Below are 13,286 nucleotides of genomic sequence, written 5' to 3'. Positions count from 1 at the left end.
TCTACAAGCTGGCTCGGGTCTACAAGCCGGGGGAAGCGTTAACGGCCGCGGGCGGCGGCCGCAATGACCGTGACGGCGTGTTCGACGGCGTAGACCGGATCGCGGGAAAGTCCCTTGACCTGCGCATCGGCTTCAGCCGTGACCTGGATGGACCGGGCCAGGCCCTCCGGCGTCCACCTCCGGACGTCCCGCTGCGCCTGCTCCACCAGCCAGGGCTGCATGCCCAGCTGCTTCGCGATCTGCGCCGATGATCCTTTCGCGCCGGCGACCTTGGCCACGGTCCGCAGCTTGGCTGCCAATGCCGCCACCAGCGGTACCGGATCGGCGCCCGTCGCCAGCGCGTGCCGGAGTGTGGACAGGGCCACAGGACCGTTGCCGGCCATGGCGGCGTCCGCCACCTTGAACGCCGTGGCCTCCACCCTTCCGCCGTAGTAGCGGTCGACCATGTCAGCATCAACGCCAGTTGAGGCGTCGGCAATGAGCTGGCTGCAGGCCGCCGCCAGCTCTGACAGGTTGGCGCCGACCGCGTTGACCAGCGACTGGACTGCCTCCGGGGTGATCCGCCTGCCGGCGGCCTTGAACTCCGCCGCGACAAATGCGGTCTTTTCCGCATCCTTCTTCAGCGGCTGGCAGTCGACAGTCGGCCATCCCCCGGCCTTCACGGCATCGAGGAGCTTCTTGCCGCGGGTTCCGCCGCCGTGCCGGAGCACGAGGACAGCGTCCTGTTCCACGTGTTTGAGGTACGTCAGCGCGTCCGTCAGGAAGGCATCGTTCATCGATTCGAGGCCGTCCACCTCGATCAGCTTGTTCTCACCGAACAGTGACGGGCTGACATTCATGGCCAGCGCTCCGGCCTCGTACGCGCCGGCGGCGAGCCTGGTCACTTCCACGTCGGGTGAGGCCGCCCGTACCTGCGTCCGGACACGGTCCATCGCCCGGATGCCGAGGTACTCCTCGGGACCCGTGATCAGGACGACCGCCGCAGGGGTTACGTCCCGCCAGCTCGCCGAATTGGCGGCCGGCGTCTTCGGTCGTTGCTGGGCAGCGGCCACTGGTGATTCCTCCCGGGGTTCAGATTGCAGACTCTAAGTCTCCCATGGTCACCCGGGCCGCCGCGGCGGAACCTGGCCTCCGGCAGCCGGTCAAGGAGGCGGACGGTGCCTGCGTGAGCGGCGAAGACCATCTTGACGGTCCGGGCAGGATGGGCAGCCGTCCACACGGCGAGCAATGTCACCATGGAGAACAGCAGCATGGTCAGCAACCCGAACACGCCCTCCGGCCAAGGCGGTGCGGCGCCGGGAAGACCAGCGGTAAACCTGGCAATGGCTGCCACACCACCGGCAAAGAACCCGGCCACGCCGATCAGTACCGCCGCTAGCCATGGCACGAGGGGCAGAAGTGCCACGGCCGCCGTGCCCATGATGGTGACGGGTGCCACGAGAGGGGCAACAAGCACGTTGGCCAGCAGCGAGTAGGTGGAAAACTGTGGCTGCAGCACCACAATGACGGGGCCGCAGAGCACCTGGGCTGATAGGGGAACGGCAACAGCTGCCGCCGCCCAGCGCGGTACGCTCGGCGGAAACCAGCCCATGATGCCGCGTCCCAGCACAATGATCCCCAGCGTGGCCAGCACGGAGAGCAGGAAGCCCAAGCTGACCCCCAGTTCCGGCTCCACGAGCAGCAAGGCCATCACGGTCAGGCAAAGGAAACTCAGTCCGCGGCCGGCCCGGCCGCCTGAAAGAGATGCCAAAGCAATCGCACCCATCAGCGATGCCCTGAGCACGCTCGCATCAGGACCAACCATGAGGACGAACAGGCCCAGGCCCGCGAGGGCGACGGCTGCGGCCGGAGTCCTGGCGAGGCGCAGCGAGCGTGCCGCCAACAGCAGAGCGCCGAGTATCAGACTGCAGTTGGCGCCGGACACCGCCGTCAGGTGAGTCAGGCCCACGGTTTTCATGGCTGCCTCGAGCTCCTCGCTCAGGCCGCCGGTGTCGCCCGTGACCATGCCCGGGAGGAGGCCCCTCGAGTCGGGGGCCAGCCAGGCGGCGGCTGCGGCGAACCGCTTGCCCAGAGCGGCCGGCGCCTGCTGCCAATCCTGCGATGCCGCGAGCTGGACGGGCGGGGATGACGCCGTCAGGATCGCCGCCTCCACCCGGCCCGGGTCCGGAGGCCGGAGCTTTCCGGTGACCCGAAACAATTGGCCGGTGCCGGTGTGCTGCCACTCCTGCCCGCCGATGATGACCACCGGCAGATGCGCGTGCATTACCTGGCCGCCCGACGTCAAGGACCGGACCACCGCAGCCACTGCCCAGCGTTCGGCACGCCCGGAGGGGCCTGGTGTCTTGAGGGCACGGGGCGCCCCGGTGATCCCGACTTCTGCCACGGCTGATGCACGCGCGGCGATGGGTCCTGCCACCTGCTCGTCGTGGCGCTGGGATGACGACACTGCCGAATGTGCGGTCGAGGCCGCGGCAAGCATGAGTGCTGCCGTCAGGGTGGTCAGCAAACTGCGCCGCCAGCGTCCTTCGGCTTTCTTCCTCCGCAGAAGCATGGCGAGCAGCACTCCGGCGCACGCGGCGAGACTGCCCCACACAATCAGAAGAATCCCCGGTGTTAGCCACGGCCCGGCAACGGTGGCTGCCCACACCAGCACGGCCGCCGGGGCAAGGCGAAGGTCGGTCCGGCGCCGGTTCGGTTCGGTTGCGGCCACGTCCTGTCCGTCCGGCAGCAGACGACGGCGGATGTCAGCGCGGATCCTCCGGCTGAGGGCACTCGCGGGACCGGGCCGGGCCGGAGGCTGTGACGGCAAGGAATCAGCAGTGGCGGAATCGCTGGAGAAATTTTCACCCTGCGTGAAGTCGAGCCTTGGGAAATCCACGGCCGCCTGGACATAGCGGTGCCATCGGCTGGGCACGCGTTCATTCCTGCTATCCATGTCAGACGGTCACCAGCGGAAGCAATGTTTCAAGCATTTTGGGGCCGACTCCGTCGACGGCGTCCAGTTCCTCGGGTGACTTGAAGGGGCCCTGCTGCGTGCGCCAGTCGACGATGCGCTGGGCCAGCACCGGGCCGACCCTCGGCAGCTCACCCAGTTCTTCCACGGTGGCGGTGTTGAGGTTAATCTTGCCGCCGGCACCGTCGCCTGCAGGCCCGCCGGTTCCATCCGCTTCGGCAGCCTCCGCTCCTGACGTGCCGGCCGCGCCGGATTTGTCCGCTTGCGCGGCACCGGACGTGCCAGCCGGTGCCGCCTCGCCGCGGCGGGGTACGGAGATTTTTTGGCCGTCTTCCAGGGGGGAGGCGAGGTTGAGGCGGTCGAGATCGGCCTCCGGGCTGGCGCCCCCGGCGGCGGCGATGGCCTCGTGTACCCTGCTTCCCCGCGGGAGCCGGACCACTCCGGCCTTCTTCACCGCTCCGGCGACGTGCACCACAACGTTCACGGCCGCCGTCCCAGTCCCGTCTTTGCCGTCAGCGGCCTTCCCGTCACTGTCTGGCCCACTGCTAACTGTGCTGTCATTCTCCAGGCCCTTGCTTTCCGGGTCGTTGCCCTCCGGACCGTGTGTGCCGGGGGCAGATTTTCCCGCCGCGTCGTGGGTGACTGAGCTGAGGGGAAGGACAACAGGACCGTTGGCAGCCAGCTGCCACCAGAGCAAGGCTCCGGCAATCAGCGACAGCACGCCCACCAACACCGCGGCACGGATGCCCAGGCGCCAGCGGAACCGCGGTTCGGCCACTTGGCCGGACACGGAAGACCCGGAGGAACCGGCCTGCCGGCCGTAGGCAAAGCCGCCTCCCGTTCCCGTCTCGAGCAGCCCCGAGGGGCCACCGCCCGGCGGCGGATCCTTCTCTTCATCCCAGGAAAGGCCAGGCCTAGCAGGCGGTCCGAGCGTGGCTGCCAGCCTTCTTGCCGCCCGCCCATCTGTTGCTTTCTCTCCCACGGGGCCACGTCCCGCGGAGCGCCCCGCGCCCGGGCGCCCCTCGCCAACGCGCGCCTGAGCGCTGGCTGAGGCTCCAGCGGTCCGGCGTGACATATCCACCACGGTAGGAAACGGTCAGCCTTCCCGACAGTACCGTCTCGCCCTATGTGGATTGCGCCATGTGGATAGCGCCACTACCTCTGATAGGTGATGTAGGCCTCGTACTGCACGCGCCACTTCTCCGGTTCCTTGGGATCAGGGATCGTGGTGGTGAGGAACTGCACGCTGGTCACCTGCCCTTTCAGGTACTTCATCCATTTCGTGACTTCCTCGGCCACATCCCTGTCCAACTGGGCGACGTGGTGGACTTGCATGGACATGGGAGCCTCCTTGCTCGGTGGGGAGACTGTACTACCGGCGGGCAGGCTCTGCTAGCCATGACAAGTGGCATCCGGGTCCAGGAAGTGCGCCTCAAACGCCGCCGCAGCCGCAGGATCCAGCCCCTCGGTCTCATCACACAGGATCCGCGCGTGCTGCCACGACAGTGTTCCTGACCCCAGCGCGCCCAGCGCCAACGGCAGATCCCTGGTCAGTCTGACGGATTCAACCAGCAACCGCTCCGCCGACCCCTCACTGACAGTCAGCGCGCCAGCAACCTCCGCGGTCACCGACATCTTCCGGACGGTGCGGTCCTGCGCGGACGTGCCAGGCGGAGTCATGGCCCCCTCCGCCGCGGAAAAGCCGGCGGCGAGATGCACCTTCACCGCCGCCAGCCGCGCCTCCATCCCAGCCAGCCCGCCCAGCCACCCCAGCCAGCCCGCCCAGGCACGCCATCGCCAGATCCCCCAGCGGATCCGCCTCATCCTGCAGACATTCCGCCTCATCCGGCAGCAAATCCACGCCCGCCGGACCCGGACCAGCCGCCGACGGAGCTCAGCAGCCAGTGAAAGAGCGGAGGCTCCAATGGCCTCTAACGTCTCCGCAACTGCTGCGTTGTGCTTTCCCACAGCATGACAGGGGGGCACCGACAAAACGCCGCATCGCAGAAACGCGGCATAGTGCTGGCCCGGCCGCATCAAGTGCAGCCTGCGTGGCCTAGGTGGCGGGCTCAGTACCCCCGGTGCCAGCTGCCTTGGACGGGGCGGCGAGGCAACCGGCCACGGACGAGCTGCTCTCCCCCACGATCACGGCGAGGACCCCAAGCCCGGCGTGGGCCGCCAGTACGGCTGGCAATGAGCTGATCTGCGCCGGCGGGCAGGCCGGGAGTTTCGCTGCCAGCCGGGCCGCGAGCATCTCGGCCTCGGGCCGGTTGCCGAAATGGTGGATGGCCAGCCTCGCCTCCCCCAGTGACCGGCCCGCGGCCTCCGCCACCACGATCTCCTCAAGCCGGGCGATGGCTTTCGCCGCGGAACGGACTTTTTCCAGCGGAACGATCTTGCCGCCGTCGACCGCGAGAATCGGCTTGATGGACAGCATGGCTCCGACCAGCGAAGCTGCTGCGCCGATGCGTCCGCCGCGCCGCAACTGCTCCAGGCTGGGCACATAGAAATAGACCTTGGTTCTTGCCGCGCGCTCCTCGGCGAGCCGGCGCACCTCGCCGGCACCGCGGCCGTCCGCCGCTGCCACCACGGCACTCTGGACGGCGAGTCCCTGCGCCATTCCGACGGTGCGGGTGTCCAGCACCTCGACGGGGATCCTGACCCGGCCGGCCGCCAGGCGGGCCGCATCAGCGGTGCCGGAGAGGCCACCGGAGATGTGGATGGATACGACGGACTCGAAGCCCTGCCGTTCGGCGGCCAGATAAGCCTGTTCAAACTGTCCCGGCGACGGGCGGGAGGTCTTAACCGGCGTCGCGGCAGCCATGGCCACGGCGATGGTCCCGGTGATGTCGTCCTCGCCCTCGCCGTAGATCTCCTCGCCCACCATGACGGGCATTGGAATGACGGCCAACCGGCCGTTGATGGAGAAGGCCCGCACCCAGTCGGCGGGCAAAGCGGCAGCGGAATCCGTCACCACTGCGGTACGGACGACGACGGCGGGCTCGCCAGTGGGCGGGACATGGCCCGGCCTGGTGGCCTGGCGGAGACGGACCAGATGCTCCTTCAACCACAGCCAGGCTGCCGGTTCGCGGTCCATCACGGCACTCCCCCTGCAGTTGTTTCCGGCCGCCGGCAAGGCCGGCGGCCAGAGCCCGTCCAGTCGCTCGCCCCCGGGCTACTCAAATGACCTTGCTAGGCCGGGACGATGTTCACCAGTTTAGGTGCCCGCACGATCACGGTCCGGATGCCCCGGCCGTCGAGGGCGCGCTGGACATTCTCGGAGGCCAGCGCAAGCTCGCGCAGCTCGTCCTCGGAGATGGCCGGTGAAACCTCGAGCCGGTCCCTGACCTTGCCCTGGACCTGAACCACCGCGGTGATGGTCTCCTGCACCAGAAGGGACTCGTCATGCGAAGGCCAACCCGCGTTGGCCACCGACGCCGGGTGCCCCAGGACGTTCCACAGGTCTTCCGCCGTGTAGGGCGCAAAGAGGCTGAGGATGACGGCCACTGCCTCGGCAGCTTCACGCACGGCCGGATCCGCGCCGCCGGCACCGGAGTCGATGGTCTTGCGGGTGGCGTTGACCAGCTCCATCAGCTTGGCCACCACGACGTTGAACTTGTTGTTGTCCAGCAGCTCCGCAGCGTCGGCGATGGTCCTGTGCGTGACCGAGCGCAGCGCGCGGTCACCGGTGCTGAAGTCAACCCCCGGGGCGCTTGAGACGTCCTGGCCGAGGCGCCAGGCGCGGGCCAGGAACTTGGCGGAGCCCGACGGCGAAACGTCCGCCCAGTCGACGTCGTCCTCGGGTGGGGAAGCGAAGATCATGGTGAGCCGGACGGCGTCGACGCCGTACTTGTCCAGCTGCTCGCCCAGGTCCACGCCGTTGCCCAGCGACTTGCTCATGGCCTTGCCGCCGTTCAGGACCTGCCCCTGGTTGAGCAGGGCGCTGAAGGGCTCATCCGCCGCCAACAGGCCCATGTCGTGAATGACTTTGGTAAAGAAGCGGGCGTACAGCAGGTGCAGGATCGCGTGCTCCACGCCACCCACGTACTGTCCCACCGGCATCCATTCGTTGATCTTTTCCGGATCGAACGGACCCTCTGTGTACTGCGGGGAGACGAAACGCAGGAAGTACCAGGACGAGTCCACGAAGGTGTCCATGGTGTCCGTGTCCCGCTGGGCGGCACGTCCGCAGTTCGGGCACTCGACGTTGACCCATTCGGCGGCTGCGGCCAGGGGCGAAGTGCCCCTCGGGGACAGCGCCTCACCCCGCAGGTCCTCGGGCAGCGTCACCGGCAGTTGTTCGTCGGGTACCGGTACTTCGCCGCACTCGGCACAGTGAATGATCGGGATCGGGGTGCCCCAGAAGCGCTGGCGGCTCAGGAGCCAGTCACGCAGCCGGAAGTTCACGAACTTCTCCCCCGTGCCCTGCTTGCCCAGGATTTCGATGGCCGCCGGAATGGCCTCTGCTTTGGGAAGGCCGTCGAGCGCACCAGAGTTGATCAGTGTGCCCTCGCCCGCTGTTGCCTTACCCGAGACGGCGGGATCCTCCTCACCGGTGTCCAGCACCGCGCGCACAGGCAGGCCGAACTCCTTGGCGAAGTCGAGGTCACGCTGGTCGTGCGCCGGGACGGCCATGATGGCGCCCGTGCCGTAGTCGGCCAGGACGTAGTCCGCTGCCCAGACGGGCAGCTTCTCACCGTTAAGGGGATTGATGGCGTAGCGGCCGGTGAACACACCGGTCTTTTCACGCTCGGTGGACTGGCGTTCGATGTCCGAAAGGGCCTTGACCTTTTCACGGTAGGCCATGAGTGCGTCGTGGTGTTCAGGCGTAACCAGGTCCAGGGCCAGGTGCGCGTCCGCGGCCACCACGAAGAACGTGGCCCCGTGCAAGGTGTCCGGACGGGTGGTGAAGACTGTGACTTCGCGCTCGGCACGTCCGTCAGATGCCTCGATCACGAACCGGACATGGGCGCCTTCCGAGCGGCCGATCCAGTTTCGCTGCATCGCCAGTACCCGCTCGGGCCAATGCCCCTGCAGCTCGGTCATGTCCTCCAGCAAGCGGTCGGCGTAGTCGGTGATCTTGAAGTACCACTGGTTCAGCGACTTCTTGGTCACGGCCGTGCCGCAGCGTTCGCAGGCGCCGTTGACAACCTGCTCGTTGGCCAGCACGGTCAGGTCCTTGGGGCACCAGTTGACCGGTGAGTCCTTGCGGTAAGCGAGGCCCCGTTCGTAGAAGCGCTTGAACAGCCACTGCGTCCAGCGGTAGTACTCCGGGTCGGAAGTGTGCAGCCGGCGCGACCAGTCTGCGGAGATGGCGTAACGCTTGAAGGAGGCGGCCTGGGTGTCGATGTTGGCGTAGGTCCACTCGCTCGGGTGGGCGTTGCGCTTGATGGCCGCGTTTTCCGCGGGGAGCCCGAAGGAGTCCCAGCCGATCGGGTGCAGCACGTCGTATCCCTGCTGGCGCAGGTAGCGAGCCACCACGTCACCCATGGCGAACGCTTCGGCGTGGCCCATGTGAAGGTCGCCGGACGGGTAGGGGAACATGTCCAGGACGTAGCGGCGCTCCCGGGAACCGTCGTCGGCGGGGGTGAAGACCTTCAGGTCTTCCCACACCTGCGGCCACCGGGCCTCCATTGCCGCGAAGCTGTACGCGCCCTCTTCGGGCGTCTCGGCTCCACCTGCTGCTGTTCCGGTTTCGGTCTCCGGCTGAACGCTCACTGCTGCCCTCTTCTGTTCTGTCATGACCTCTGTCCTGTCATAACGGTCTGATCCCCGCCGCCCGCCGGGAAGGTCTCCCCGGACACACAAAAGCCCCTCGACATGGAGGGGCGGCCGCTCGATAATCCGTATTTGTTCGGGATACCAAGCGGCTAGCTAAGCAGAAGGATCGCACGCATACACCTACTTTAGCGCACCCCTACCCCCATCCCCTCCCGGCACACCCAGCCTCGGACACCAACGAGCCAGGCCTACGTGAACGAACACTTCGGTGACGTTTCAGGGAGAGCGAGGAAGGCGGCCCCTCGCCCATGGTGTGGTGGGCACCGCGAAGCGGGCGGGGCAGGGGCCGCCTTCCTCGCGAAGGTGAGGCGGCCCCCCACTAATAGTGAGAACTACCGAACGTCCTCGTCGACCCAGTCCATGGACTTGGTGACGGCCTTCTTCCAGAGCCGCAGCTGCCGTTCCCGCTCCTCGGTATCCAGGTTCGGCTCCCAGCGCTTGTCCTCGGACCAGTTGGCGGACAGCTCGCCAAGGTCCTTCCAGAAACCGACGGCGAGGCCCGCCGCGTACGCTGCGCCCAGCGCGGTGGTTTCCACTACCTTCGGGCGGATAACCGGGACGCCGAGGATGTCCGCCTGGAACTGCATCAGGGCATCGTTGGCGACCATGCCGCCGTCGACCTTCAGTTCCGTGAGCGGAACGCCCGAGTCGGCGTTGACTGCATCCAAAACCTCGCGGGTCTGGAAGGCGGTGGCCTCAAGCGCGGCCCTGGCAATGTGGCTCTTGTTCACGAAGCGGGTCAGGCCCACGATGGCGCCGCGTGCATCCGAGCGCCAGTAGGGCGCGAAGAGCCCGGAGAACGCGGGCACGATGTACACGCCACCGTTGTCCTTCACTGAAGCGGCGAGGGACTCGACCTCGGGAGCGCTGCTGATCATGTTCAGGTTGTCGCGCAGCCACTGGATGAGCGAACCGGTGACAGCGATCGACCCTTCCAGCGCATAGTGCGGGGCCGCGTCGCCCAGCTTGTAACCGACCGTGGTGAGCAGCCCGTTCTTCGAGTGGACGATCTCCTCACCCGTGTTGAAGATCAGGAAGCACCCGGTACCGTAGGTGTTCTTCGCTTCACCGGTCTCGAACGCCGCCTGGCCGAAGGTGGCCGCCTGCTGGTCTCCGAGGATACCCGCCACCGGCACCTCCCGCAGCAGCTGCGAGGTGTGGACCGTGCCGTAGACCTCGGAGGAGGACTTGATAGCGGGCATCATGGACGCCGGCACTCCGAAAATGCGCAGGATCTCCTCGTCCCACTGCAGCGTGTCCAGGTCCATGAACATGGTCCTGGAGGCGTTGGTGACATCGGTGACGTGCACTCCACCGTCCACCCCGCCAGTGAGGTTCCACAGCACCCAGCAGTCGGTGTTGCCGAACACCAGGTCCCCGGCCTCGGCCTTCTCCCGGGCGCCGTCGACGTTGTCCAGGATCCACTTGATCTTGGTCCCGGAGAAGTACGTTGCCAGCGGCAGCCCCACCTTCTGCTTGAACCGGTCCGCTCCCCCGTCCCGCGCCAGTTCATCCACGATGGGCTGGGTCCGGGTGTCCTGCCACACGATCGCGTTGTAGATCGGCTTGCCGGTGGTCTTGTCCCAGACCACCGCTGTTTCGCGCTGGTTGGTGATGCCGACGGCGGCGATGTCGTGCCGCGTCAGGTTCGCCTTGGACAGCGCGGAACCGATCACCTCGCGGGTGTTGTCCCAGATCTCCGTGGGGCTGTGCTCCACCCAGCCGGCCTGCGGGAAAATCTGCTCGTGTTCCATCTGGCCGGAGGACACGATGTTGCCGCTCTGGTCGAAGACGATGGCGCGGGTGCTGGTGGTGCCCTGATCGATGGCGATTACGTATTGGCTCATGATGACGTCCTTGTCGTTGTGCTTGCGTGTTAGCAGATGTGGTTATTGGATGTGGTTTCGGAAATGGGTGGCGCAGGGGCTAGAAAAATACGCGGCAGTTCAGGTGGCCGCCGTGAACACGATGGGAAGCAGCCCTACAAGGCCGGCCAGCGTGCCGCCGATGAGTGGGCCGACCACCGGGATCCAGGAGTAGCTCCAGTCACTGGACCCCTTGCCCTTGATGGGCAGGACGGCGTGCGCGATGCGGGGACCGAGATCCCGCGCGGGGTTGATGGCGTAGCCGGTGGGTCCGCCCAGGGACACGCCGATGCCGACGACCAGAAGCGCCACCGCCAACGGGCCAAGCCCCGACGGCGTCCCGCCGAAGGTGAGGATGACGAAGACAAGAACAAACGTGCCGATGATTTCCGTGATCAGGTTCCAAGGCGTGGAGCGGATCGCCGGGCCGGTGGAGAAGACGCCGAGTTTGTTCGCGGGCTCGGGTTCGGCGTCGAAATGCTGCTTGTGCGCCAGCCAGGTGACCACGGCGCCAAGGAATGCGCCGGTAAGCTCTCCGCCGAAGTAAGTGAGCGTGGAGGCAAAGTCCACTGGAACGCCCGTCGCATACTCCGGTTTGCCGTTCACGAGAAGGCCCAGCGTGACGGCCGGGTTCAGGTGCGATCCCGATCGGGCAGCGACATAGACGCCGGCGAAGACGGCGATCCCCCACCCCCACGTAACCATCAGGAATCCCCCGTTGTTGCCCTTCGTGCCTTTGAGCGCAACGTTGGCCACCACACCGCAACCCAGCAGGGTCAGCATGGCGGTTCCGAAAACTTCGGAAAGAAAAACCAATCCAAGAGACATCTTTGACTCCTCTATTTTCTGTTGTCAGTCCTTCGCGTGTTTGAAGGACGGTTTCCCGCTAAGCGACGAGGCTGTGGACCTCGACGCCGTGGTATCGCTTCAGCACCTCCTGGGCGTGGTTGATCTCGGCGGCAACCCTTGCCGCATCCCAGCCGAGCGGCCCGGCCAAGGCCTCGGCCACTTCGTTCAGCAGCTCGCCGGTGACCAGGCCGCGGAACGCGAGCGAGGTGCGCCGGATCAGCACGTCCACGAGGTGCCCGACCTGTTCGTGCGCGGCCATGAACTGCAGTTCCCTGACGCTCAACTCCCGGGTGGAGCGCAGCAGGCGGTCGTGTCCGGCGTCGAGGTAGCTGATGACTTCCCCGGCGCGGGTGCCGTACCTTGTGAGGAGACCGGCTGTCCGGTCGGCGTCGCGCGTGGGTGTCATGTGGGCCTTGATCCACTTCTGGATCCCGGCTTCGCTGTCCGGGAACCCGGCGCCGCCGCCGATGGCGAGCTTCGCCGTCGAAATCTTCCGTTCGGTTCCCAGTTCGGCGAGGACGTCGTCGGCAAGGTGTTCGGCCAGGGCGCGGAAGGTGGTCCACTTGCCGCCCACCAGGCTGAGCACGACGGCGCCGCCCTCCCGGGGGCCCGCTTCCGGGCCGCGCCGTTCGATGCGGTAGTCCCGCGACACGAACCCGGGCTGGGTGGCGTCGTGCCGCGGCAGCGGACGCACGCCCGAGAACGTGTAGACGATCTGTCCGCGGTTCACGGCGATGTCAGGAAAGACGTGGCCAATTAGCTCGAAGAAGTAGTCGATCTCACCGTCGGTGCAGACGGCGTCTTCCGACATGTCGGCGTCGACGTCGGTGGTTCCTACCAGCACGCGGTCGCCCATGGGATAGATCAGGACAATCCGGCCGTCGGTGTGCTCGAAGAAGATTTCTCGTCCGTCGCAGGCAGCGAGCAGGCCGGGGTGGTCAAGGACGATGTGTGAGCCCTTCGTCCCGCCCATGAACGTGGTGGGCACACCCATGGCCTGGTTGGTGAGGTCCACCCACGCGCCGGTGGTGTTGACGATGACGTCCGCAGTGAAGCTGAACTCCTCACCGGTTAGCTCGTCACGGAGACGCGCGGTGCTGGATCCGTCTGCGTTGGAGCTGACGGACACCAGGGACAGGTAGTTGCTGGCCCGGCCGCCCGCCTTCTCGCCGTCCTGCAGGACGTCCAGGGTGAGACGCTCGGGGTTGTGCACCGACGCGTCGAAGTAGGTGGCCGTGTATTTGACGCCGGGGTGCAGCATCGGGAGTTCCGCCAGCGCCTTGTGCCGTGTGCGGAACTGGTGGCGCGGAACGCTGCCGCCGTCGCGGGAGAAGGAGTCATAGAGGCTGAGTCCCAGCTTGATCAGGAACGCGCCCCGCTCCTTGGGCTTGCCCTGCTGCTTATGGGTCAGGAACCGCAGGGGGGCGGCAAGCACACCGGAGAATGTGCTGAAGATCGGAATGGTGGTCTGCAGCGGCTTGACGTAGTGGGGTGCTATACGCAGGAGCCTGTTGCGCTCAACCACGGACTCCCGGACCAGCCGGAACTCGCCGTTTTCCAGATAACGGATGCCGCCGTGAATCATGTGCGACGAGGCGCCGCTGGCGCCCTGGCAGTAATCGCCGCGCTCCACGAGCGCCACGTCGACGCCCTGCAGGGCAAGGTCGCGGAACGTTCCGACGCCGTTGATGCCGCCACCGACGATCAGTACCCGGGCGCTGGGGCGCCGGCGCAGCCGGGAGACGGACTTGCGTTCTACACCCGGTGCAGCAGCGCTGTTGGTATGGCCGGATGAATCCTTGAGTCCCAAATCTGCTCCTTTGGGTTTGGTTCGTAAT

The 13,286-nt window shown here is 66.7% G+C and carries 10 protein-coding genes; all 10 read right to left on the bottom strand.

The window, feature by feature from the left end; genetic code table 11:
• Positions 1-38: 38 nt before the first annotated feature.
• On the bottom strand, positions 39-1,052 hold the full coding sequence (holA, locus tag G9E11_RS02925; protein WP_190602752.1) for a DNA polymerase III subunit delta: 1,014 nt from the start codon (positions 1,050-1,052) through the stop codon (positions 39-41).
• The gene (locus G9E11_RS02920; RefSeq protein ID WP_311764282.1) at positions 989-2,914 is read right to left on the bottom strand and encodes a ComEC/Rec2 family competence protein; all 1,926 of its coding nucleotides are present in this window, start codon (positions 2,912-2,914) and stop codon (positions 989-991) included. The genes holA and G9E11_RS02920 overlap by 64 nt, the downstream gene beginning before the upstream one ends.
• A gap of 22 nt (positions 2,915-2,936) precedes the next feature.
• On the bottom strand, positions 2,937-3,935 hold the full coding sequence (locus G9E11_RS02915; RefSeq protein WP_311764281.1) for a ComEA family DNA-binding protein: 999 nt from the start codon (positions 3,933-3,935) through the stop codon (positions 2,937-2,939).
• Positions 3,936-4,108: 173 nt separating this feature from the next.
• On the bottom strand, positions 4,109-4,294 hold the full coding sequence (locus tag G9E11_RS02910; protein WP_102972397.1) for a hypothetical protein: 186 nt from the start codon (positions 4,292-4,294) through the stop codon (positions 4,109-4,111).
• Positions 4,295-4,345: 51 nt separating this feature from the next.
• Positions 4,346-4,777, bottom strand: a complete 432-nt coding sequence (locus G9E11_RS02905) for a DUF222 domain-containing protein (RefSeq protein ID WP_246468656.1) — start codon at positions 4,775-4,777, stop codon at positions 4,346-4,348.
• A gap of 232 nt (positions 4,778-5,009) precedes the next feature.
• Complete coding sequence (locus G9E11_RS02900) at positions 5,010-6,053, bottom strand: DegV family protein (RefSeq protein WP_190602747.1); 1,044 nt, start codon at positions 6,051-6,053, stop codon at positions 5,010-5,012.
• Between the two features lie 92 nt (positions 6,054-6,145).
• A complete protein-coding gene (leuS, locus tag G9E11_RS02895) occupies positions 6,146-8,671 on the bottom strand; it encodes a leucine--tRNA ligase (protein WP_190603607.1) in 2,526 nt (841 codons plus the stop codon).
• 395 nt (positions 8,672-9,066) lie between these two features.
• Entirely contained in the window at positions 9,067-10,581 is a 1,515-nt protein-coding gene (gene glpK, locus G9E11_RS02890; RefSeq protein ID WP_190602745.1) for a glycerol kinase GlpK, read from the bottom strand.
• Between the two features lie 99 nt (positions 10,582-10,680).
• Positions 10,681-11,427 (bottom strand): MIP/aquaporin family protein, encoded by a 747-nt coding sequence (locus tag G9E11_RS02885; RefSeq protein ID WP_190602743.1) that lies wholly within the window; start codon positions 11,425-11,427, stop codon positions 10,681-10,683.
• 58 nt (positions 11,428-11,485) lie between these two features.
• A complete protein-coding gene (locus G9E11_RS02880; protein WP_190602741.1) occupies positions 11,486-13,258 on the bottom strand; it encodes a glycerol-3-phosphate dehydrogenase/oxidase in 1,773 nt (590 codons plus the stop codon).
• Positions 13,259-13,286 lie beyond the last annotated feature (28 nt).

The sequence above is a fragment of the Arthrobacter ipis genome (genome assembly GCF_014694315.1).
In the GTDB taxonomy this organism is placed as follows: domain Bacteria; phylum Actinomycetota; class Actinomycetes; order Actinomycetales; family Micrococcaceae; genus Arthrobacter; species Arthrobacter ipis.
Note: the sequence above shows the minus strand (reverse complement) of the source record. Positions and strands in the feature narration are given on the sequence as shown.